18 protein-coding genes and 1 pseudogene are annotated in these 21,891 nt (G+C 71.1%); 11 read left to right on the top strand and 8 right to left on the bottom strand.

What is annotated here, in order from left to right; genetic code table 11:
• Both CU044_RS31240 and CU044_RS31235 read left to right on the top strand, forming a co-directional pair.
• The coding region (locus CU044_RS31240; protein WP_129772093.1) for a type I polyketide synthase at nt 1-4,494 on the top strand (4,494 nt) is incomplete at its 5' end.
• Nucleotides 4,495-4,555: 61 nt separating this feature from the next.
• The gene (locus CU044_RS31235; protein ID WP_129772092.1) at nt 4,556-5,320 is read left to right on the top strand and encodes an alpha/beta fold hydrolase; all 765 of its coding nucleotides are present in this window, start codon (nt 4,556-4,558) and stop codon (nt 5,318-5,320) included.
• A gap of 143 nt (nt 5,321-5,463) precedes the next feature.
• Here CU044_RS31235 and CU044_RS31230 read toward each other — a convergent pair whose 3' ends face one another.
• Nucleotides 5,464-6,195 (bottom strand): MerR family transcriptional regulator, encoded by a 732-nt coding sequence (locus tag CU044_RS31230; protein WP_129772091.1) that lies wholly within the window; start codon nt 6,193-6,195, stop codon nt 5,464-5,466.
• Between the two features lie 68 nt (nt 6,196-6,263).
• Here CU044_RS31230 and CU044_RS31225 point away from each other — a divergent pair, with 68 nt between their 5' ends.
• The 3 genes from CU044_RS31225 (at nt 6,264) to CU044_RS31215 (ending at nt 8,097) form a co-directional block, all read left to right on the top strand.
• Nucleotides 6,264-6,551 (top strand): hypothetical protein, encoded by a 288-nt coding sequence (locus CU044_RS31225; RefSeq protein ID WP_129772090.1) that lies wholly within the window; start codon nt 6,264-6,266, stop codon nt 6,549-6,551.
• A 66-nt stretch (nt 6,552-6,617) separates the two neighbouring features.
• The gene (locus tag CU044_RS31220) at nt 6,618-7,127 is read left to right on the top strand and encodes a DinB family protein (RefSeq protein ID WP_129772089.1); all 510 of its coding nucleotides are present in this window, start codon (nt 6,618-6,620) and stop codon (nt 7,125-7,127) included.
• Nucleotides 7,128-7,164: 37 nt separating this feature from the next.
• A complete protein-coding gene (locus CU044_RS31215; protein WP_129772088.1) occupies nt 7,165-8,097 on the top strand; it encodes an aminoglycoside phosphotransferase family protein in 933 nt (310 codons plus the stop codon).
• Between the two features lie 138 nt (nt 8,098-8,235).
• Here CU044_RS31215 and CU044_RS31210 read toward each other — a convergent pair whose 3' ends face one another.
• The 3 genes from CU044_RS31210 to def form a co-directional block, all read right to left on the bottom strand.
• Nucleotides 8,236-9,084: a hypothetical protein gene (locus tag CU044_RS31210; RefSeq protein WP_129772087.1), complete on the bottom strand. Its 849-nt coding sequence runs from the start codon at nt 9,082-9,084 to the stop codon at nt 8,236-8,238.
• A 1-nt stretch (nt 9,085) separates the two neighbouring features.
• Nucleotides 9,086-9,502, bottom strand: coding sequence for a hypothetical protein (locus tag CU044_RS31205; RefSeq protein WP_129772086.1), 417 nt, complete (start codon nt 9,500-9,502; stop codon nt 9,086-9,088).
• Nucleotides 9,503-9,954: 452 nt separating this feature from the next.
• A complete protein-coding gene (gene def / locus CU044_RS31200; protein WP_129772111.1) occupies nt 9,955-10,617 on the bottom strand; it encodes a peptide deformylase in 663 nt (220 codons plus the stop codon).
• Nucleotides 10,618-10,741: 124 nt separating this feature from the next.
• Here def and CU044_RS31195 point away from each other — a divergent pair, with 124 nt between their 5' ends.
• Together CU044_RS31195 and CU044_RS38885 are read left to right on the top strand one after the other, a co-directional pair.
• A complete protein-coding gene (locus CU044_RS31195) occupies nt 10,742-11,320 on the top strand; it encodes a winged helix-turn-helix transcriptional regulator (protein WP_129772085.1) in 579 nt (192 codons plus the stop codon).
• Between the two features lie 210 nt (nt 11,321-11,530).
• Entirely contained in the window at nt 11,531-11,701 is a 171-nt protein-coding gene (locus tag CU044_RS38885) for a hypothetical protein (protein WP_165372020.1), read from the top strand.
• Nucleotides 11,702-11,718: 17 nt separating this feature from the next.
• Here CU044_RS38885 and CU044_RS31190 read toward each other — a convergent pair whose 3' ends face one another.
• Together CU044_RS31190 and CU044_RS31185 are read right to left on the bottom strand one after the other, a co-directional pair.
• Nucleotides 11,719-12,114 carry a hypothetical protein gene (locus tag CU044_RS31190; protein WP_193564116.1) on the bottom strand — a complete coding sequence of 132 codons (396 nt, stop codon included), beginning with the start codon at nt 12,112-12,114 and terminating at the stop codon, nt 11,719-11,721.
• 49 nt (nt 12,115-12,163) lie between these two features.
• Complete coding sequence (locus CU044_RS31185) at nt 12,164-13,078, bottom strand: alpha/beta hydrolase (RefSeq protein WP_129772083.1); 915 nt, start codon at nt 13,076-13,078, stop codon at nt 12,164-12,166.
• 115 nt (nt 13,079-13,193) lie between these two features.
• Here CU044_RS31185 and CU044_RS31180 point away from each other — a divergent pair, with 115 nt between their 5' ends.
• Nucleotides 13,194-13,610, top strand: a complete 417-nt coding sequence (locus CU044_RS31180) for a MarR family transcriptional regulator (protein WP_129772082.1) — start codon at nt 13,194-13,196, stop codon at nt 13,608-13,610.
• On the opposite strand, the pseudogene CU044_RS31175 reads toward CU044_RS31180, so the two are convergent.
• Nucleotides 13,594-14,564, bottom strand: a pseudogene (locus CU044_RS31175) (helix-turn-helix domain-containing protein). The gene CU044_RS31180 and the pseudogene CU044_RS31175 overlap by 17 nt on opposite strands.
• On the opposite strand from CU044_RS31175, the gene CU044_RS31170 reads away from it, so the two are divergent.
• The gene (locus CU044_RS31170) at nt 14,455-15,201 is read left to right on the top strand and encodes an AAA family ATPase (RefSeq protein WP_345790164.1); all 747 of its coding nucleotides are present in this window, start codon (nt 14,455-14,457) and stop codon (nt 15,199-15,201) included. The pseudogene CU044_RS31175 and the gene CU044_RS31170 sit on opposite strands and share 110 nt — an antisense overlap.
• Here the strand turns inward: CU044_RS31170 and CU044_RS31165 are convergent.
• Nucleotides 15,150-16,166: an aldo/keto reductase gene (locus CU044_RS31165; RefSeq protein ID WP_129772081.1), complete on the bottom strand. Its 1,017-nt coding sequence runs from the start codon at nt 16,164-16,166 to the stop codon at nt 15,150-15,152. The genes CU044_RS31170 and CU044_RS31165 overlap by 52 nt on opposite strands.
• A gap of 144 nt (nt 16,167-16,310) precedes the next feature.
• Between CU044_RS31165 and CU044_RS31160 the strand changes: the two genes are divergently transcribed.
• Nucleotides 16,311-17,195 (top strand): helix-turn-helix transcriptional regulator, encoded by an 885-nt coding sequence (locus CU044_RS31160; RefSeq protein ID WP_129772080.1) that lies wholly within the window; start codon nt 16,311-16,313, stop codon nt 17,193-17,195.
• A 287-nt stretch (nt 17,196-17,482) separates the two neighbouring features.
• Nucleotides 17,483-21,799 carry a trypsin-like peptidase domain-containing protein gene (locus CU044_RS31155; protein WP_129772079.1) on the top strand — a complete coding sequence of 1,439 codons (4,317 nt, stop codon included), beginning with the start codon at nt 17,483-17,485 and terminating at the stop codon, nt 21,797-21,799.
• Nucleotides 21,800-21,891: the final 92 nt, after the last annotated feature.

The raw sequence follows: 21,891 nt of genomic DNA, 5'->3' as shown, positions 1-21,891 counted from the left end.
GAGGGGCGGCCGTTCCCCGGCCTGGTCGCGGGCTCCGTCGCCATCGGCGGTGTGGGTTTCCTGTTCTCGGGTCAGGGGTCGCAGCGGCTGGGCATGGGTCGTGAACTGTCGCAGCGTTTCCCGGTGTTCGCCGAGGCGCTGGACGCGGTGCTGGGTGAGTTCGACCCGGCGGTCCGCGAGGTCCTGTTCGGCGAGGACGCCGACGCGCTGAACGAGACGGGCGTGACGCAGCCGGCGCTGTTCGCGGTCGAGGTCGCCCTGTTCCGTCTGCTGGAGTCGTGGGGCGTCCGGCCGGATGTGCTGGCCGGGCACTCGATCGGTGAACTGGCGGCGGCCCATGTGGCGGGCGTGTGGTCGCTGGCCGATGCCGTCACGGTGGTGTCGGCACGCGCCGGGCTGATGCAGGCGCTGCCCAAGGGCGGCGCGATGGTCGCGATCCGGGCGACCGAGGCCGAGGTCGCCGCCGACCTGCCGGACACCGTCGGTATCGCCGCGGTCAACGGCCCGGACTCGGTGGTCATCTCCGGTGTCGCCGACGACGTGGACGTACTGGCGGAGCTGTGGCGCGAGGGCGGCCGGAAGACGACCGCGCTCCGCGTCAGCCACGCGTTCCACTCGCCGCTGATGGAGCCCATGCTCGACGAGTTCCGCGCGGTACTGGAAAGCGTGTCCTACGAGGCACCCGCGATTCCGATCGTGTCGACGCTGACCGGCGCGCGGGCCACGGCAGAGGAGCTTGCCTCGCCGTCGTACTGGGTGCGGCACGTACGCGAGTCGGTACGGTTCGCCGACGCCGTCTCCACCCTCGTGGACGAGGGCGTGGCGACGTTCGTCGAGATCGGACCCGGCGGAACGCTGTCCGCGCTCGGCCAGGGGTCCGCGCCCGACGCGGCCTTCGTACCGGCCCTGCGCGGCGATCGCCCGGAGGAGTCCGCGCTGGTCGGTGCTGTCGCCGAGCTGGGCACGCGGGGCGTGCGGGTGGACTGGACGAAGCTGCTCCCCGGCGGGCGCCCGGTCGAACTCCCCACGTACGCGTTCCAGCGCAAGCGCTACTGGCTGGACGCGCCTCGCGACCTGCACATCGACGAGGCGGCCGGTGGTCTCGGCCTGGCGGGCGCGGACCACCCGCTGCTCGGCGCCGCCGTGGACCTCGCCGACGGTCAGGGTCTCGTGTGCACCGGCAGGCTCGGCACGGACACGCACCCGTGGCTCGCCGACCACGCCGTCGCGCAGGTGACCCTCCTGCCCGGCACGGCCTTCGCGGAACTCGCGCTGTCCGCGGGCGGCAGGCTCGGCCTGGACGAGGTGGAAGAGCTGACGCTCGCCGCCCCGTTGGTGCTGCCCGAACGCGGCGGGGTACGACTGCGGGTGTCGGTCGGCGGCGACGACGGCTCCGGCCGCCGCACGCTGAGCATCGACTCCCGCCCGGACGACCCGGTCGCCGACACCGACTGGACCCGGCACGCCACCGGCTTCCTCACCACCGGAGACCCCACCCGCCCGGCCGCGATCACGGAATGGCCGCCCGCCGGAGCCGAGTCCGTCGACGTCGACGGACTCTACGACGGGCTGGCGGAGGCCGGGTTCGGATACGGGCCCGCCTTCCAGGGCCTCCGGGCGGCATGGCGCGGCGAGGGCGCCGTGTACGCCGAGATCGAGCTTGACGAGGCCCAGCACCGGGACGCCGCGTCGTTCGGCACCCACCCGGCGCTGCTCGACGCCGCGCTGCACGCCTGCACGCTCGGCGGCCTCGTCGAAGACGCCGGTCGCCCCCGGCTGCCGTTCTCCTGGAACGGCGTCCGGTGGCACGCGACCGGTGCCACCGCGGCCCGGGTCCGGCTCACGCCGGCCGGATCCGACGCCGTGACCCTAGAGCTGACCGACGTACAGGGGCACCCCCTGGCGACGGTCGCATCCCTTGTGCTGCGGCCGATCGCCGCAGACCAGTGGGGTGCGCGCCACCGCGATTCACTGTTCCGGTTGGAGTGGGTGGCCGCACAGACCCGTGCGGCCACTCCCGCTCCGAATCGCGGTTGCGCTGTTATTGGCCCGGACGACCTGAAGGTCGGCGCGGGTCTCGCCCTGTCCGGCATCGCCGTCGAGGAACACCGCGACCTCGCGGACCTCGCCGGGGCCGGCGTACCGGAGCTGGTCGTCATCCCGTGCGCGGAGGACGGCTCGGAGCCGGTCTCCGGCGCCCGCACCGCCGCCCTCCGCGCGCTGCGGCTGGCCCAGGAGTGGCTGGCGGACGACCGGTTCCTCGACTCCCGCCTCGTCTTCGTGACCCGAGGGGCCGTCGCGACCGGGCCGGACGAGGACGTGTCCGACCTCGCCAACGCGGCGGTGTGGGGCCTGATCCGGTCGGCGCAGTCCGAGAACCCCGAGCGGTTCACGCTGGTCGACGTGGACGTGCACGACGCGTCCTGGGAGGTGCTGCCGGACGTACTCGCCGGTGCCGAGCCGCAGGCGGCGGTGCGCGCCGGTGACCTGCTGGTGCCGCGCCTCGCGCCGTCCCGGCCGTCCGAGGAGGAGTCCCCGGTCGAGTTCGCGCCGGGCGGCACCGTCCTGGTGACCGGCGCCACCGGCACGATCGGCGGCCTCGTCACCCGGCACCTGGTGACCGGCCATGGCGTCCGGCACCTGGTGCTGGCCAGCCGCCGCGGCGCCGCCGCGCCCGGCGCCGACGAGCTCCGCGCGGAACTGGCCGGCCTCGGCGCGCAGGTCACACTCGCCGCCTGCGACGTCACCGACCCCGGCGCGCTGGCGGAACTGCTGGCCGCGGTGGACCCGGACCACCCGCTGACCGGCGTGGTGCACTCGGCCGGAGTGCTGGACGACGGTGTGATCGGCTCGATGACGCCCGAGCGGATCGACAGGGTGTTCCGGCCGAAGGTCGACGCGGCCTGGCATCTGCACGAGCTGACGCGCGAGCTGGACCTGTCGGCGTTCGTGCTGTTCTCGTCGGCGGCGGGCACGTTCGGCAATCCCGGCCAGGCCAACTACGCCTCGGCCAACGCGTTCCTCGACGCGCTCGCCCAGCACCGGCGCGCCGGCGGCCTGGCCGCGACGTCGCTGGCGTGGGGCCTGTGGGAGACGACCGGTGCGATGACCGACGGACTGGCGGGGACCGACGTGGCGCGGATGTCCCGCTCCGGTGTCACCGGCCTGACCGAGGAGCAGGGCCTCGCGCTGTTCGACCTCGGGTGCGCGGCGGCCGACGCGGTCGTGGTGCCGATGCGCCTCGACGTCGGCGCCCTGCGCGGCGCACCCGAGGAAGTGCCCGCGCTGCTGCGCGGCCTCGTGCGCCCCCGGGCCACCAGGGCGGCTGCCCCGAGCGAGGAGCGGTTGGAGCAGCGGCTGGCCGGACTGACGGAGGAGGAGCAGGAACGGGAACTGCTGCGGGTCGTCCGGGACCAGGCGGCGGCCGTGCTCGGTTACTCGCCGGACGAACTCGACGTCTCCGGCGTCCTGACCCAGCTCGGTCTGGACTCGCTGACCGCGCTGGAACTGCGCAACCGGCTCGCGGGCGCGACCGGGCTGCGGCTGCCCACCACCATCGTGTTCGACCAGCCGACCGGCCCGGACCTCGCCGGGTACCTGCGGCGCGAACTCGCTCTGGGGACCGCGGGCGCCCCCGCCGCGTCCGCCGCCCTGGCGGTCGAGGACACGTTCACCGGCTTGTACCGGCAGGCCTGCGACCTCGGACTGTACGAGGAGGGCTGGCAGATGGTGACCGCCGCCGCGCGGATACGTCCGGTGTTCGAGACACCGGACGAGGTACCCGCACTGTCGGCGATCAGGCTGGCGACCGGGCCGGAAACCCAACTGCTCTGCTTCCCGCCGACGATGGCGCCCTCCGGGCCGCACTACTTCGCCCGGTTCGCCCCCGTGTTCGCGGGCGAGCGGGACGTGACCGTGCTGCCCCACCCCGGTTTCGCACCGGGGGAGGCGCTCCCCGCGACCAGGGAGGCCGTCGTCCGCTTCCAGGCCGAGGCCGTCAGGAGGCAGGCGGGCGACCGGCCGTTCGTGCTCCTCGGCTACTCGTCGGGCGGCTGGCTGGCCAACGCCGTGGGCGCACTGCTCGAACGGGAGGGCAGCGCACCGGCGGCGGTGGTGCTGCTCGACACCTACACCGCGACCACCTCGTTCGAGGAACGGCTGGAGGCGGCGCTGAGGGTGCGCATGACCACCAGCAAGGCGTTCGAGCTGCTGACCGGTGCGCAACTGACCGGGCAGGGCGGCTACGTGCCCGTGTTCAGCGACTGGGAGCCCGAACCGATCGAGGCACCGACGCTGTACGTGCACGCCACCTTCCCGCCGGGGGTGCCGAAGGCAGTGAAGACCGAGGACGCATGGCAGCCCACGTGGCCCTTCCCGACCGAGGACGCCGACGTCCCCGGCGACCACTTCACGATCATGGAAGACCACTCCGAGTCGACGGCGCTCGCCGTGCGGGCCTGGCTGGGCGGCGGCGGGGACGACATCATTCTCTGAAGCCGCTGAAGCCGCTGAAGCTTCTGAACCCTCTGAGCACGACAACGACAGCAGAACGGAAATGAACATGACTGTTGCCGATGGCAGCGACCTCTGGCTCCGCCGGTTCCACCCCGCACCGGACGCCCCGGTCCGGCTGGTGTGCTTCCCGCACGCGGGCGGATCGGCGAGCTTCTACTTCCCCGTCTCGGCCGCGCTCAAGAGCGACAGCGACGTGGTGGCCCTCCAGTACCCCGGCCGCCAGGACAGGCGGACCGAGCCGAGTGTGGACGACATCGGCGTGCTGGCCGACCAGATCGCGCCCGTGGTGGCGCCGCTGTTCGACCGGCCCGTCGTGTTCTTCGGACACAGCATGGGCGCGGTCGTCGCGTTCGAGGTCGCGCGCAGGCTCGAAGGCCTCGGCCACACGCCCGCACTGCTCTTCGCCTCCGGCAGGCGCGCACCGTCGACGAAGCGCGTGGAGACCGTCCACCAGCGTGACGACGACGGCCTCGTCGCCGAGATGAAGGCCCTGAGCGGCACCGACGCCCAGGTGCTCGGTGACGAGGAACTGCTGCGGATGGTGCTGCCGGCCATCCGCAGCGACTACCGGGCCATCGAGACGTACGGCCCTGTGGACGGGACCGTCGACTGCCCGATCACCGCCCTGGTGGGCGACAAGGACCCGAAGGCGACGGTCGAGGAGGCCGACGTGTGGCGCGACCACACGACTGCCGAGTTCACCCTCCAGGTGTTCCGCGGGGGCCACTTCTACCTCAGCTCGCGCGCGCCGGAGGTGCTCGCGGTGATGCGTGAGGCGCTGCGCGGCGCCGTGGCCGTCGGTTAGGAACGGGAGAAACGGGGGGCTGGACGAGGAGGTCGTCCAGCCCCCGTTTCGCTGTGTGAGGATCGTGAGTGAGCGCCGACGCGTAACAGCCCACGCCCGCCCGCCGGTTGACGCGCCGGGACCGTGCGTCCACACACGTCGTGTCATACGTCCAGGTGTCCGCGAATGAGGGTGTCGAGCCGCCGCCAGGCCGGGGACGAGGCGTTGACCGTGCCCTGGATGAGGCCGGGGATCTCGGATCCGGCGTCCAGCAAGGGCAGTTCGCCGGGTCCGTAGCGTTCCCGATGTGCCTCGGCGATCCGGCGGGCGAGGTCGTCGACGCGGGGATCGTCGGCGTCGAGGTCGTACGCGTGGTCGTAGCCGAGGAAGAGCTGACGGAGCGCCGGGTCGGCCAGGATCTCGGCCTGGTCGTGAAACAGGGTGATCGCACGGTCGGGGTGGGTCGCGAACACGAGGATCCACAGATCACGTTGCAGGTCCACCCAGCGAGGCGTGAATCCCCAGCGGTCCAGGTCCTCCAGATAGGCGCCGACCTCGGCGGGCAGCGGCGCGAGCCGCCCGGCGGCGAGCCGGCGCAGACGCCCCTGTGTCGCCAGCAGCCCGCGGATACGGGCGGTGAGCTCGCCGTCGATCTCACGCAGCGCCTGCTGGAACTCCTCGTCGGTCGCTGATCTCAGGTCCCGGATACGGGCCAGGGGGACACCGGCTTCGGCGAGCGTCCGGATCTTGATCAGATCGATGGCGTCGTCCGCGCCGTAGCGCCGGTAGCCGGACGCGTCACGGTCGGGCTCGGGGAGCAGCCCCTTGGCGTGGTAGACCCGGACGGTCTTGATCGACACTCCGACATACCTGGCCAGCTGCCCGATGGTGATCACCGGGGCATCGTCCCACGGCCGGCGTCCCGCTTGACCTTTCCCCAGGGGCAGGTTTGCAGCATGGCGCCATGGACCATATGAGTATCGACCGGGAGACCCTGCGCGAGCTGGCCGACGAGGGCAGCGAGACCGCTCTGGACCGGCTGGCCGACCTCGCCGACACGGCCGGCGACCTCGGGGAGCTGAGCGAGCTGTTGGACGAGGGATCCACGCACGCCGGATTCCTGCTCACCCGACGCGCGGCCGCGTCGGGCGACCTGCGCGAGCTGCGACGGATCTCCGACGCAGGGTACGACGAGGCGGGGAACGAGCTGGACCGGCTGCTGAAGGCACCGGCCGACGGGAGGCAGGACTGAGCTCCGCCCTGTGTGCGGCTGGTGGATACTTGCCCCGGACACAGGCACAGACGAGGAGCACGGCCGATGAGCAGCGACCATCGCACAGCACCGCCCACCCTTGGCAGCGAACGCGACACGTTGCGGGCCTTCCTCGACTACCACCGGGCGACCCTCGCCATGAAGTGCGAAGGGCTCACCGACGAGGAGTTGCGGCAGCGGTCGATGCCTCCGTCGACGCTGTCGCTGCTCGGCCTGGTGCGGCACATGGCAGAGGTGGAGCGCGCGTGGTTCCGCCGGGTGTTCGAGGACAACGACGCGCCCATGGTCTGGTCCGACACGATCGACTTCCAGGCGGCCTACGACGCGAGCGCGTCGACCAGGGCCGAGGCGTTCACAGCCTGGGAGGCCGAGGTGGAGAACTCGCGCCGTATCGAGCGGGAGGCCGGATCCCTGGACCTGACAGGGCGTCAGCCGAGGTGGGGCCGGGAGGTATCGCTGCGGATGGTGATGGTGCACGTGCTTCTGGAGTACGGCCGTCACAACGGGCACGCGGACTTCCTGCGCGAGGGTGTCGACGGGACCGTGGGCGCCTGAGGCCCGTTGGCGCTGTCGTCGGCGGTAGTGTGCTCGGATGATCGCGGTACCGGATACGTTCACGCAGACCACTCTCGAACGCGAAGGTGAGCCAGGAGCGGCATGGCTCGCCGAACTGCCCGGGATCGTGGACGCGTTGCTGGAACGCTGGGGGTGCGTGCCGGACGGCGACGTCACGCACGGGGGTGTCGGAGTCATCGTCCCGGTACGACGGCGGACCGAGGGGACCGCTGTGCTGAAGGTGTCGTTTCCGCATCCCGGCAACGTCCATGAGCCGGATGCCTTCGCCGCCTGGGGCGGCCGCGGGGCTGTCCTGCTGCACGAGCGCGACGACGTGGATTTCGCGATGCTGCTGGAGCGGGTCCACATGTCGACCCTCGCGGAAGTCGAGGACGACGATGAGGTCGTGACGGTCGCGGCGCGGATCAGCCGCCGACTGGCCGTTCCCGCGCCGCCCGGCCTGCCCCGGCTGCGGGAGCAGGCCGACGCCTGGGAGAAGGAGCTGCGCAAGGACGCCGAGGAGCTGGCACACACGATGCCGCGCCACGTCGTGGACGCCGCCACGGCGACCGTCCGTGAACTGGGCAGCATTCAGCCGGATGTCCTCGTCCACGGTGATCTGCACGCCAGGAACATCTTGCGTGCCGACCGTGAGCCGTGGCTGGCCGTCGGCCCCAAGGGGTACGCGGGAGATCCCGCGTACGACGGCGGCACGCTGCTCAAGTCACGCGCTTTGGCGCTGCTGGCAGCGGATGACCTGGGCAAAGCCGCCCACCGCATCCTGGACATCTTCGCCGAGGCCGCGGAACTCGACCGCGCGCGCGTCCAGCGCTGGGCTCAGTTCCACGCCGTCCAGGCCGCGTTCTGGGGGCGTCGGCACGGCTTCCGCATGGCCCGCGGCGGATCACGACTGGACGGGCTGACCGAGTTCGCCGAACGTCTCGCCGAGTTGCTGACGGAACGCACGTAGAAGCCTGTCGAGGCGCCACGCCACGCCCCACCGCATTCGCGGGCGGGACGGCCGCCGAGGCGGCGTCGTCCGGCTGCGGTTCGAGTGCGGGCCGCTTCCCGCTGGAGGCAGCCCGCAGCCGTGAAACCCGTCCGGAGGTCAGGCGGTGCAGCCCGGTACCGAAGGGGCGCTGCCTACGCAGTTGTTGGGGGTGTTGCCACTGATGGGGGAGGTGGTGAGGGAGATGGTGCCGTTCTGGCGGTAGACGCCTCCGGCGGTGAGGGCCTTGTTGGCACTGACCGGGGTGCTGCTCAGAGTGGTCGCTGTGGAGTTGACGGCGGCGATGCCTCCGCCCACGGCTCCGGAGGTGTTGTTCTTGACGGCGCTGCTGGTGGTCGTCAGCGAGCCGCGCGTTCCGTTGTAGACGCCGCCGCCCCGTCCGTCGGCGGTGTTGCCGGAGACGGTGCTGTTCGTGAAGGTCGCCGTCGGGCCCTTGGCGGGAGCCGGGATGTTGGCGTTGGCGAGCGCGCCGCCGCTGCCCCGGGCGGTGTTGCCGGTCAGGGCGCTCGCGGTGAGGGTGACGGCTCCGTAGTTGAGGATGCCGCCGCCGTCCGCGGCGGAGCTGCCGTTGCTCAGAGTGGTGTTGCCCTTGAGCGTGAGGCTGCCGGTGGCGGCGACCTTGGCGATACGGAACGCCGTTGTGCCGGGGGCTGTTGAGCGCGTGATCGTGTCGGTGTCGCCGGTCAGGGTGATGGCGGTGGTGATGACAGGGAGGGCGTTCGGGCCGTCGCCGTCGCTGCTGTGCGGTGTGGTGATGGTGTAGGTGCAGTTGGCCGCGAGGACGACGTTTCCTCCACCGGCGGTATTGGCGGCGGTGATGGCGGCGATCAGCGCGGTCTCGGTGCAGGCGAGCGCTGCCCGCGCGGTGGCGGGCGCCAGGGCGGCTGTGGCCCCGGTCAGTACGAGGGCCCCGGCGAGGGCTGCCGGGATGGTGCGGGTGCGTCGCATGTCAGGCCGTCGCGCAGGCGGTTACGGCTGCCGCGGTGGCGGCGGCGGCCGTGGTGGTGGCCGCGACGGTCGCGTCGGCGGAGGTGACCGCCGCCGCCGTGGCGGCCGTGGCGGTGGCGGCTGCCTCGGCCAGCGCGGAGGTGGGCGCGCCGGCCGCGATGGCCGCGGCGACAGCCTTGGCCGCCGCCGCCGAGGTCGCCGCGTCGGTTTTGGCGGCGTCGGCGGCTGCCGCCGCGTTGGCGACAGCCGCGGCGGCAGCGGTGGTGGAGGCCGCGCAGGCCACGGGGTCGGGCAGGGCACGGTCCGTCCGCACGGAAGGCGTGGCGGCAGTGCCTGTGCCGGCCCACGCCACGGCCGTACCCCCGACCATGAGGGAGGCGGTGGCGAGGGAGGCGATGGCGATGTGGTGAAGCTTCATACGGAAACCCCTGTCCGGAGAGAAGGGTGAGTCCACAGGATCCGGCACGGACGGCCGGGTCACCCGGACCCACGAAGGCGGGAACCGAAACGGCTCCCTCACGAAGAAGAGCACCCGGAGCCGCCGCTGTCCCTTCGGCAACCGGCCGCTCCCCCTGCCCACGGGTCACCTCGAATCCGTGCACCCGGCTGCGCCGAAACCCCTGACCAAGTGCCCTGCCCCCGCTGCGGTCACACCGTTCGGCCGCCCGCTCACCGGCCTACCCCGGCCTCCTCGGACGAGTGCCACCGGAACACCGAGCGTCCCGCGCAACCGGGTCGAGGCCGCGGCCTCCGTCACGGGGCCGCGTTCTCCGCCTTCAGCGGCGTGGGTGGCCGAGTCCGCGCCGTCCATTCTCAGATCCTCGGCATACACGTTTCAAGTCTCCGGGATCCGGGGCCAAGGCCCCTCACTCACTGCCCCAGGCCGGCCGCCTTGATCGCGCGTTGGGCGAAGACGTCGTCACGGCGGTCCGCCATCTGTCGCAGCGCGTCTCTGCGATCCCGCTTGGAGAGGCGATCGAGATAGGTGTGGCCGGAGAGGTGATCGGTCTCGTGTTGCAGACACCGGGCGAAGTAGCCCGTTCCCTCGATGACGATGGGGGCGCCGTCCTTGTCGAGCCCCCGTGCGACGGCACGATCGGTGCGGGGAACCGCCATGCCGGCACCGGGCACGGACAGGCAGCCCTCGATGTCGTCAATGAGCCGGCGGCTTCCCGGATCGGGCAGGTCCAGAACCGGGTTGATGAGATGGCCCACATGCCGAATGCCGAAGTCGTCAGGGCAGTCGTACACGAACAGCCGAAGGCCGACGTCAACCTGGTTGGCAGCCAGACCGGCACCGTCGGCCACATACATCGTCAGGAACATGTCGTCGATCAGCGCCGACAACTCGGGGGAGCCGAACGCGGTCACCTCCTGGCACGAACGGCTCAGAATCTCCTCACCCACCACCGTGACCCGGCGCACCGACCCCCGCTCCGCCTCCGGCGGCAGAGCCGGATAGGAGTCAACCGGGCGTCCCTGAACACGGACTCGCCGGTCGGTGGAACGGGACCGCTCGTGACGAACGGACATCACTGTCTCCCCTTCTGCGTACACCACAGAGACCGCGGACATCACCGCGGCCCGATGCGAGCGCCCGTGGCCCTGTGGCAAGAACCGCTTGCCAAGTCCTTTGCAAAGTAGCAGAGTTTGCAAAGTGACTGAAGATGACCTCAACACTCCCCGCGACCAAACGCGCGACACGGGCGACGGACTGCGCGAGCACGAGGTCCGCACAGCCCTGCTGGACCTGCTCGCCGAAGTCGGCACGGTCACGGCGACCGAAGCCGCCTCCCGGCTGGGTCACAGCTCCGGGCTCTGTTCATTTCACCTACGGCAACTCGCACGCCACGGATACATCGAAGAAGCCCCTCACCGCGGGGGCCGCGCCCGCCCCTGGCGCCTGAGGCAGCCGGGCCCCGCTGCCGACGCGTCCACGGGGGAGCGGTTCGGTGACCTGGCCCGAGGGCTGGAGGACGAGAGCTGGCAACGATGGCTGACCCAGCGAGACCGGGCGCCGGCCGAGTGGCGCGACGACGAAGCCTTCAGCGCTGTCGCCTACCTGACACCCGAAGAGATGAGCCGGGTCGCGGAGACGATCCGACGGGCGCTCGCGCCCTACCAGGACCGCGAACAACGCCCCCTGGCCCGGCCCGACAGCGCCCGACCGGTGGCCCTCATCACCCGGCTGTTTCCTCTGCTTCCCCACGGAACGGACGACGCGGATCAGAGCTGAGGCACGGCGCGAACTGGCGTTCCGGAACAGCGATCTGTGACGTGATGGCCTTGAGCGAGCGTACGCGCATGTCCGGAAGCGCCCTAACGATTGGTCCACGCCATAAATGGCAGAAAACCGCGGACCGTTGATTCAGCAAGACGGGCGGCGCGCTCTCCGACGCCGCTCCACCTCGACATCGATTCCCGAGACCACGGAGAGGATTCACTTGTGCCGGGCAACAAGTCGGACTTGAAGTCGCTCAGGGCGACGAAGTACACCTCGTCGCTCCGCCGGGCCGGCGCCATCGAGCGACTGCGAGGCTCCGGTTTCCGCTTCCCTGCGGACGACGCGGCCTTCGACATCGCCGCCCTCGTCGGGCTGATAAGGGCTGTCCCGTAATCTCAGGAGGCTGAGGGTCATGTTGTGTCCGGGTCGGTGCCGATGGCGCCAGCCGAGCGAAGCGAGCGCCCGAGGTCTTTGGTGAGGATGCGGGGGTGTCGCCGCCACCACCACAGGTCGGGGCCGGGCAGCCTGTGGAACTGGTCGAGTGCTTGGCCGTCGTCGTCGATGGTCGCAGCCTTGTACCGGTCGTCCAGGGCTTTGATCCGCGGGGTCCAGAGCTGGACGATGTGTTCGTCCAGCAGGAGCCATGCCTCGTGCAGCCAGTTTCGGCCGTACAGGTCGTTGGTGTACTCGTAGATGTCGTCGCCGTAGCCTTGCTCGATGGCGCTCACCAGGGTGGCCCACGCGTTCACCCTTTCAGAGACTGTGAAAGCCGTTCGCCAGCCGCGCTGGTGCAACAGCTCTCCCACCGCGGTTTCAGTAGTGCCGTGACCGCATTGGTTCACCGGGTTGGATGATCTACAGGTTGTTCAGGTAAAAGTTGACGAGCCGGTCGACGGCGGCGTCGACGTACTCGGGCTCGTCGTACATCTCGTAGTGGCCGGCGCTGTCGATCACCATGAGGTCGACCGGGTTGGGTGCCAGCTTCCACAACTGCATGCCGGACTCGTAGGAGCCGGTGTTGCCGGTGCGTCCGGCGAGGATGACCTGCAGCGGTTGGGTCATGAGCTGGTCGACCAGGTGATAGGCGTCGTAGCCCAGCAGCAGCGAGTCGCCGCGCGAGAGGCGGCGGTTCGTGGAGTGTTTGTTCCTGCCCCGCTCGGTGCGGTAGTAGGTGACTGCCTGGGTCGTGTCGATATCGGTCAGCCCGGCTGCTGTGGCTTCTTCCAAGGTGTCGGGCAGCCAGTTCACGCGGGTCAGCTCGCCGGAGCGGGTCTCTTCGATGCGAGCGTCGGCCATGGTGTCGAGTGCGGCCGCCGCGCCATCCGGCTGGAAGCTGCGGAACGACGTGCCCATGTTGCCTGGGACGATCGTGCCGACCGCTTTGATGCGATGGTCCGTGCGGGCGGTGTGCACTGCGTAGCCTCCGCCGGCGCAGATGCCGAGGACGCCGATGCGTTCCGGGGCGATGCCGGGGATCGTGCGGAGCGCGTCGATCGCATAGGAGATGTCCTCGCCGCGGCGGTAGGGGTCTTCGAGGTCGCGGGGCTCTCCGCCGCTTTGACCTTGGTGGGCGGGGTCGAACACGAGCGCCGCGACGCCGCGGGCGGCGAGACGGGATGCGTAGTTCGCGCCGATCTGCTCCTTCACGCTGCTGCCGGGTGTGGAGAGCACCACGGCGCGCAGCGGCGCCGCATCGTCGATGCTGTCGGGCAGGTGGAGGTCGGCCGCGAGATCGATCGGTCCGCGCGGGATCGTGATGTGCTGAAGCATCTGATGGCGCCTTTCGCGTAAATGTTTGTTCCATAACTGTGCAGTACGAAACACTCTCTGATACAATTTGGAACTAATTCAGAACTGTACCACCTGGACGGACGGAGGGGCTTGCGTGGCGGTTGACGGGGCGCAGCTGTGGACGCTGAACCAGCGTCTGCTGAGCGTGGTAATGGATGCCTGCAGCGCTGAACTGGCCGAGCTCGGGCTGGAGACGAAGGAGTTCTTCGTGCTGGCCGAGGTGGCCGCGTCGCCGTACCCTGCCGAACTCGCGGCGGCGCTGATGATCCCCAAAGCGAGCGTGACGGTCTACGTCCGCAACCTCGTCGCAAAGGGTTTCATGCGGCGCGAGATCGACGACGAGGACCTGCGGCGGCATCGGCTCATCCTGACTGCCGAGGGCGAGGCGGCGCGGGACCGCGCGCTCTCAGCGCTCGCGGCGGAGTTCGACCGCAGGCTGGCGAGGATCACCCCGCAGGACCGCACCGATCTGCAGCGCATCCTTCTGGAGATGCTCACGTCGCCAAAATGAGGCCATGATGACGGGCGGTTGGCCTTCCCGGTGAATGCCTTGCCCGCTGGCGCCCGCCCCAGCGGATGCCCTTCTCGCTTCGGATGCGGGCGCGTTCCTCGCGTTCTGCGGCCAGGACGTCACGGTGACGGGCGTTGTCCATGATCACGTAGATCGGTGCGCCGTCGGGCCGGGCGGCGCGGATCGACTTCAGCGCGGCCAGCGTGTTCGCGACACCTTTCCTGCGGCGGTTGACACCCCACAGGCGGTCGTCGCCGACCGAGTAGCGGCCGTGGAAATGGCGTACTCCGTGGGTGCGGTGATAGGTGGCCGGCAGCCGGTCGGGATGCTTCTGTCCGGCCCAGCACGAGCCTGCGGTGGGCCGGATTCCGAGCGGGCCGAACTCGTCGAAGGCGAACACCCGGTCCGGGGTGCGGTCAAGGACCTCCTCGATCCGGTCCAGCTTCGCCTCGCGCTCGGGGTCGGGTGATTCCTTCCAGGTCTTGGTGCGCTGGAAGGTGACACCGCGGCGGGCGGGCAAACCACGTAACGCCTCGCGGCCGATGCGGATCACCCGGCCGTGGACTTTCCGCAGGTAGGCAACGAGCTTGCGCAGCGACCAGCGACCAGCGACCAGCGGGTGAAGGGCCGGCCGAGCTTGGCGGGGCGGGTGGTGGCCGTCTGGACGACGAAGTCCTCGTCGTCAGGGCTGAGTTGGCGGGGACGGCCTCCCGCCCACTGAGGGTCCAGGCAGGCCAGGCCGATCTCGTTGAAGCGCTGGATCACATCGCGCACGGTGTCCTCGGCGGCCTGCACCAGCTGGGCGATCACCGGCACCCGGTTCCCGCCGGCCGAGGCCAGCAGCATCATCGCCCGCCGGTGGCGAACCGAACTGCTGCTGCCCCGGCGCACGATCTGCTGCAGCTTCTGCCCCTCCTGGTCGGTCAGTCTGCGCACACGGACGGGCTCGGCCACCGCGCCTCCAGCGGTCGGATCGGACGTCACCGCAGCGGGGAAATCGACCGTCGCGCAGGCACTCGCCGAGCGTTTGCCCCGTTCCGTTCATGTGCGCGGTGACCTTTTCCGCCGCATGATCGTCAACGGCCAGGTGCACATGACCGCCGATCCGCCGCCGCAGGCCCTCACCCAGCTCAGACTGCGGCACCAGCTCGCCGCCGCGTCCGCCGACGCGTACTGCCGCGCCGGATTCACGGCCGTCGTCCAGGACATCCTGCTGGGTGAGCACCTGGCCGAGATCACCGAGTCCATCACCAGCCGTCCGCTGGCCGTCGTCGTGCTCTCGCCCGACCCGGACGCCGTCGCGGAGCGCGAGAAGAAGCGGGCCAAGTCGGGATACGGGCCGGACTGGCAGCCGCGTGATCTGGACAAGGTGCTGCGGGACAGCACGCCCAGGATCGGGCTCTGGCTCGACACCTCGTCGCAGACCGTCGACGAGACGGTCGACGAGATCCTGGACCGGGCCTGGACTGAGGGCGCCTACGATCCCGCCGGCCGGCACGGACCGGCCGCACCTCCTGGACAACCGTCTGCTGACCACGGTCAGCGGCGGCGCAGGCGTTTGTCGGTGATCGGCGGGGTGGGGTCGATGTAGAAGTCGCCGGGATTCACGTCGGCGCCGGGCGGGACGATCTCGTCGATGCGGTCGAGGATGTCGTCGCCGAGTTCTGCGCCGGCCGCGGCGAGGAGGTCGGTCAGCTGTTCGGGGCGGCGCGGGCCGATGAGTACCGCGGTGACCGCCGGATGGGCACGGACGAAGGCGGTGGCCAGATGAGGCAGCGGCAGGCCGGCCTCAGCGGCCAGAGCGGTCAGTTTGCGCACGGCGTCGGCCTTGGCCTGTACGCCCGGCTGGGTGAGATCGAACATCTTCGCCCCCGCCCCTGCACCGCGGTGCCCGGTGGTGGGATCCGCGCGGCCCGAGAGCCAGCCGGAGTTGAGCGGGCCGAAGGTCAGCACGCCCATGCCGTATCGCCGGGCCGTGGGCAGCACCCGGCTCTCCACACCGCGGGTGAGGATCGAGTACGGCGGCTGCTCGGTGCGGAAACGGTGGTGACCGCGCCGCTCAGCCGTCCACTGGGCCTCGACGATCTCCTCGGGGGAGAAGAACGAGCCGCCGATGGCACGGGCCTTCCCGGCTCGGACCAGGTCCGACAGGGCGCCGAGGGTCTCGTCGATGTCGGTGTGCGGGTCCGGGCGGTGCATCTGGTACAGGTCGACATGGTCGGTGTCCAGGCGGCGCAGGCTGTCCTCCACCGCGCGGCGGATCCAGCGGGCCGAGCCGCCGCCCCGATTGGGGTCCTCGCCCATCGCCAGCCCGAACTTGGTGGCCAGGACGACATCGTCGCGCCGGCCCTTGAGTGCCTTGGCCACGATCACCTCCGATTCGCCGCCGGAGTACACGTCGGCGGTGTCGATGAGGTTGATCCCGGCGTCCAGCGCCGTGTGGATCATGCGGACCGACTCGTCGTGGTCGGTGTTGCCCATCGCGCCGAACATCATCGTGCCGAGCGCGTATTCGCTCACCGACATGCCGGTGCCGCCGAGAATCCTGCGCTTCATCAGGGGTGCCTCCAGGTGCGTGCTTGCTCTTCCACCAGACGAGCACCGCTCACGGCCGGGGCGGGAGACCCACTCTGACCGGGGGTCCGACAGACCCCCTTTGGCGCAGCTGCTCCCCGGGCCACCCCGGTCTACGGTGGTGGCATGGCCCAGGAACCGAACAGCGAGCTGCGGGACTTTCTCCGCTCGCGCCGCGCGAAGATCACCCCAGAGGAGGCGGGCCTGGCACCCCAGCCCGGCGCCCGCCGCGTGCCGGGCCTACGGCGCGAGGAGGTCGCCCAGCTCGCCGGCGTCAGCGTCGACTACTACATCCGCCTGGAGCGCGGACGCCACCTCAACGTCTCCGCATCCGTCCTGGACGCGATCGCCCGCGCCCTGCGCCTGAACGATCTGGAAAGCGCCCACCTGTTCCGGGTCGCCAAACCGGCCCGCACCCGTCCCCGCCCGCTGCCCCCGCAGCACGTCCGCCCCGGTCTGCGGCTGCTCCTGGACAGCCTCACCGACGTCCCCGCCCTCGTCTACGGGCGCCGCATGGACGTCCTGGCCGCCAACCACCTCGCCTGCGCCCTGTACACGGACTTCGAGGCCCTGCCCGCCCACAGCCGCAACATGGCCCGCCTGATCTTCCTCGACGACCACTTCCGGACCCTGTACGCCGACTGGGAAGACGCCGCCCGCGGCATCGTCGCCTCACTTCGCCTGTACGCAGGACGCCACCCGCATGACCCCGCCCTGGCCGGGCTCGTCGGCGAACTCTCCGTCCAGGACGCGGATTTTCGCCACTGGTGGGCCGGCCACGACGTGTTCCAGCGCACCCACGGCACCAAGCGCTTCCGCCACCCCGTCGTCGGAGACCTCGTCCTGGGCTACGAAGCCTTCACCGCCGCCGACGACCCCGAGCAGACCCTGGGCGTCTCCACCGCCGAACCAGGGTCCCCCTCCGCGGAACACCTGAAGCTGCTTGCCGACCGGTCCCGGTCCTCGCGGCACCCGGCACCAGCCGCGCAACCGGACGCCCCACGGCCCTGAAGCCGCTCACCACGACGCCGGAGTCCGCCAGACACGACACCCACACGCCATCCGTGTTCTCGTCCGCGCCCGCGCGTGATGTGGGCCGGCCGGCGCGACGGAACCTGCCACGGCCACTCATGCGGTGGCGTCCCGTTGAGTGGTGGGGAGGGGTTCGGGCGATGGAGCTGAAGTAGCCCGGCTCCGCGGTCATCCCGATCCGGAACAGAAGTGACCGCGCGGACCTCAACGGGAATACTCGGCAGGGGAGTTGACCCATCAGGGGTCACACGGGGGCGGAGGTCGCGGTGACGGCTGCGGAGACGGGCACGGGGGCAGGGTCGCGAAGCCCCGAAGAGGCACTGGCCGCGGCCGTGGTCCGGGTCACGGGCCCCGGCGGCGAGATCGCGGGCGCCGGCTTTCTCGTCGCCCCCGAACTGGTGCTGACCTGCGCCCATGTGGTGAACGACGCCCTTGACCGGCCCCGCGAGGACGAAGTGGTCGCGGGCACCGAGGTCTTCGTCGACCTGCCCTTCGCCGACGGCTGCAGCGCGGCGGAGGTCGAGCGCTGGGTTCCGGTACGGGCGGACCAGACCGGCGACATCGCGGTCCTCCGGCTGCGTACGCCGATACCCGGGGCCCGCCCGCTGAACATGGCCGACACCGAGCGGGTATGGGGCCACGACGTACGCGTGCCGGGCTTCCCGCGCCGCTCCCCGGGCGGCGTCTGGCACTACGGAAGGCTGCGCGGCGGCACCGCGGAGGGCTGGGTGCAGCTGTCCCAGGCGGATCCGCACGGCGTACCCGTCGAGGAGGGGTTCAGCGGCAGCCCGGTCTGGGACGAACAACTGCGGGCCGTGGCCGGCATGGTCGTCGTGATCCAGCCCGGGGGAGTCCGGCAGAGCTTTCTGATACCCACCCGCACGCTGGTCGGTGAACTGCCCGAACTGGCGCCCGTGGTCCGCCCCGCGTCCCCGTTCCGCGGCCTGTCCACCTTCCAAGAGGCCGACGCGGACGTCTACTTCGGGCGGCAGGACGACATCGCCGACGTCACCGCGCTGCTCGCCGGCTCACACCCGTGCGTCACCCTCGTCGGTCCCTCCGGCTGCGGCAAGTCCTCGCTCGCCCGCGCAGGCGTGGTGCCGCGGCTGCGCGAGCGGGGCCATGCCGTGCTGGTGGTGCGCCCGGGTGAGGGCGTCTCCCTGCGGGCGGCCCTCGCCTCGGAGCTGGTAACGGCCGTACGTCCCCGGCTGCGCGGAGCCGCACGGGCCCAGGAGGTGCGGCAGCTGGAGGAACTCCTCGCCGAGCGCGGCCTCATGGACGCCCTGCGCATGACCGGCGGGGAGCGGGAGCGGCGGCTGCTCGTCCTGCTCGATCAAGGCGAAGAACTGCTCGCCGGACCGGACCACGAGGTCGAGGAGGCCGTACGGCTGCTGTTTCCCGTGCACCAGCCCGACGGACTGCGGGTGTGTGTCACCCTCAGGTCGGACTTCACGGACGTGGCCCTCAGCCATCCGCTGCTCGGCCCGGCACTCGGCCGCGGCCAGGTGCGGTTTCTCCCCCCGATGTCCCGCGCGCAGCTGGAGCAGGTGATCCGCCGCCCGCTTGAGGCGACGCCTGCCGTGACGTACGACGACGGGCTCGCGGAACGGATGCTCGACGACGCGGGAGACGGTCCCGGCGCGCTGCCACTGCTGGGCTTCGTCATGGCGCAGCTGTGGGACGGGCAGGCCGTGGGGCGGCTGAGATTCGCCACGTACCGTGAAGTCGGAGGCGTCCAGGGCGCGTTGGGACGGTACGCCGAGACCGTCTGGGGGCAGTGCGTCCGCGAGGCCGACGAGACCGAGGCCATGCGGCTGCTCACCGATCTCGTCCGGTTTCTGCCGGGCGGCGAGGCCCCGATGCGCAACGCCCTGAGCCGGGACGAGGCGGGCGCGGAGCGGTGGCGGATCGCGACCGCGCTCGCCGAGCGGCGGCTGCTCGTACTGCGGGGCGGTGACGGGGACGCGGTGACCGTCGAACTGGCACACGAGGCACTGATCGGCGCCTGGAAGCGGCTCGAGGAGCGGGTGCGGCAGGACCGGAAATTCCTGGCCTGGCGGGCGGAGTTGCGGCACGACGTGGAACGTGAGCAGCTCCTGGAAGGCGAGCCGCTCACGGAGGCGGAACAGTGGATGGAGCTTCGGGGGCCCGAACTGACCGGAACGGAGCGGCAGTTCATCGACCGCTCGGTCGCGAGGCGGGCGGCGCGCGAGGAGCGTGTCCGGCGGCGGGTGCGGCAGAAGCGCTGGTTCATCGGCGGACTCGCCGTCCTGACGGTGCTCGCCGTGGTCGCCTCCGGGCTCTTCTTGTCGCGCAACGCGGAGCTCGACGGACAACTGCGGCGGGCGGCGTCCGAGCAGTTGGCGGTACGGGCCGAACAGCTCGACGACGTGTCGGTGGTGACATCGGCGCTGTTCTCGGGGGCGGCCTATCGGACGGCCCAGGAGCCGGAGGCCAGGACCGCGTTGATCAGGCAGTATCTTCGGCTGCGCCACGTGGAGCGGGTGGTGTGGGACAACCACGCTCCGGTCCGCGATGTCGCGATGAGCGAGGACGGCAAGCGGATCAACGTGGGCATGACCTCCGGTGACGTCGTCGGTCTGACGCTCGGCACGGACGAGGTGCACGAGCGCGGACTGCCGTCAGGATCGAGAATCGTCACGCTCTCGCCCGACGGCCGCATCTCCGCGCGGGCGTCCACCAACGGGAAGGTGTCCCTGGGAATCCCTCCGGAGCACGGGGACGGGGACGGGGAGGGAGATGGAGACGAAGGCGACTGGCGCACGGTGGTCCTGCGGGACGGCGACGCCGTACGGAAGAACGCTCGCGCCGCCGCCGACCTCCGCTTCGACGGCACCGGGCGCAGAGTCCTCGCCGCACTGCCCGGCGAAGGGGTCCTGGCCTGGGAGTCCCGGAGCGGCCGGCGCGTGGGCAAGGCGCTGCGCGCACCGGACGGATGGGAGACGGCCGAGGCGTGGTTCGGACCGGAGGACACAGTGATCGGCCGGATCACTCAGGAAGGCGCGGCCGAAGGGGCCGAGGGCCGCCTGGTCCGCTGGAACCTCGGTAACGGCCAACGGGACTCGGCGACGTGGGGAGCGGACCGGACCGGCGCCGTCACGGTCAGCGGCGACGGCCGGACGCTGGTGCGGTGCACCCCGGAAGGGTTCCTGCAGTCCTGGGACCTGACCGGTACGCCGAAAGTGCGCCATCAGTACAGCACGCGGCAACTGGGCCTGGTCTGCCCGCTGTACGTGCCGCGCCTGGACCGGTCCGGGCGTTTCCTCATCAACCCGGTACAGCGCTTCGGTACCTCGCTCGGCCGGTTCCGGTTCCTGGTCCTCGACCTGGTCGCGGGGCGCCCCAGCACCCTTGACCTGCCCGCGCCCGCACAGCAGGACGAATCGTTCACGGGCAGCTCACAGTTGCCCGCCGTGGCGCTCACCGGCCCGCCCGAGAAGCTCCGGGCCGTGGTCGGGGTCGGGGCGACGGTCATGGTGGCACGGGTTCCGGAGCCGTCCGCGTTCGACAGCGCCATGCTCACCGCCCGGATCAGGACCGTCGACGCCGACCACAACCGTGTCATCAGCGTCGACGCCAACGGTGAGGGGCTGCGCCTGTGGGACCTGCGGACGCACAGACTGCTGGCCGCCGTGCGGCCGTCCCGTCCGCTGGCCGCCCAGTACGGCGCGTACAGCCCGGACGGCACACGGGTCCTCACACCGGCGGCGGACGGCCGCACCGTCCTGGTCTGGGAAATGGACGGGAGCACGCTGAAAGAGCGGGACGCGATCGATCTGCCGCGACCGCCGGACATCGATCCCACGGCCCCGGACCCGCGTTCCGGGCGCACGCCGGCGTGGGTCAACATCACCTTCGACGGCCCGGAGCATGTGGTGATCTCGGCGTTGTCGTACGTCGTGCGATGGGACCTGGCGCGGGGCCGGGAAGCGGGCACGGCCTACCGGCCCAGGGCCCAGGAGTCGGTCGAGGTCTCGTTCGCGGCCGCCGGCACCTGGGCGGTGGCCCGCCCGGGGCACGGGCAGGCGGCGGTGCGCACACCCGCCGGGAAGTACGACATCGTGATCTGGGACTTCGAAGAAGGCCGGGAGGTCGGTTCGATCGACAGCAGGGAGTTCGGTGTCGTCAAGCAGTTGGGCTTCGACCCGACGGGACGGCTCCTCGCGGTGCTGGACTACGACGGCGGCGTACGGGTGTGGGACATGGACAAGGAGGGCGAGGACAAGTGGCTCGAGCCGCTGGCGTACCGGGGGGTCCAATGGCTCAGCGCCTTCTCCTCGGAGTCCACTCTGAGCACCCAGAGCACGCTGAACGAGTACACCGCCTGGGATGTCCGCGGCGGCACCGAGCGCTACCGCTTCACACCGGGGTACGGCGCGACCGCCGATCTCACCGCGGACGGCGCGTTCATGGGTCTGGTCGACGGGTCGGACGGCCACATCCTCGAACTCGATCCGGAGCGATGGCTGGAGAAGCTGTGCGCGACAGCGGGGCGCGGCCTCTCGTCGGGGGAGAAGGACCTGGCTCCGCCGGGCAGCAGGACGGACGGGGTCTGCGACTGAGCCGGCGGGGGACCGGGACTGCCGGGCGGGACAGTGCTGTTGCCGGGTCTGTCGGCAGTGTCCCCGGACGGGGGCACCGCCTGGAGAGGGCG

It is taken from the genome of Streptomyces sp. L-9-10, assembly GCF_004151105.1.
GTDB lineage: Bacteria > Actinomycetota > Actinomycetes > Streptomycetales > Streptomycetaceae > Streptomyces.
The sequence above is the reverse complement of the archived record's forward strand: the minus strand, read 5'-3'. Positions and strand labels throughout refer to the sequence as shown.

Bases quoted from the DNA above. Each gene is read 5' to 3' on its own strand.
- CU044_RS31215 (WP_129772088.1), top strand. From the start codon at position 7,165: ATGATCGCGGTACCGGATACGTTCACGCAGACCACTCTCGAACGCGAA.
- def (WP_129772111.1), bottom strand. From the start codon at position 10,617: ATGTCCGTTCGTCACGAGCGGTCCCGTTCCACCGACCGGCGAGTCCGT.
- CU044_RS31185 (WP_129772083.1), bottom strand. From the start codon at position 13,078: ATGCTTCAGCACATCACGATCCCGCGCGGACCGATCGATCTCGCGGCC.
- CU044_RS31165 (WP_129772081.1), bottom strand. From the start codon at position 16,166: ATGAAGCGCAGGATTCTCGGCGGCACCGGCATGTCGGTGAGCGAATAC.
- CU044_RS31235 (WP_129772092.1), top strand. From the start codon at position 4,556: ATGAACATGACTGTTGCCGATGGCAGCGACCTCTGGCTCCGCCGGTTC.
- CU044_RS31160 (WP_129772080.1), top strand. From the start codon at position 16,311: ATGGCCCAGGAACCGAACAGCGAGCTGCGGGACTTTCTCCGCTCGCGC.
- CU044_RS31220 (WP_129772089.1), top strand. From the start codon at position 6,618: ATGAGCAGCGACCATCGCACAGCACCGCCCACCCTTGGCAGCGAACGC.
- CU044_RS31225 (WP_129772090.1), top strand. From the start codon at position 6,264: ATGGACCATATGAGTATCGACCGGGAGACCCTGCGCGAGCTGGCCGAC.
- CU044_RS31205 (WP_129772086.1), bottom strand. From the start codon at position 9,502: ATGAAGCTTCACCACATCGCCATCGCCTCCCTCGCCACCGCCTCCCTC.
- CU044_RS31210 (WP_129772087.1), bottom strand. From the start codon at position 9,084: ATGCGACGCACCCGCACCATCCCGGCAGCCCTCGCCGGGGCCCTCGTA.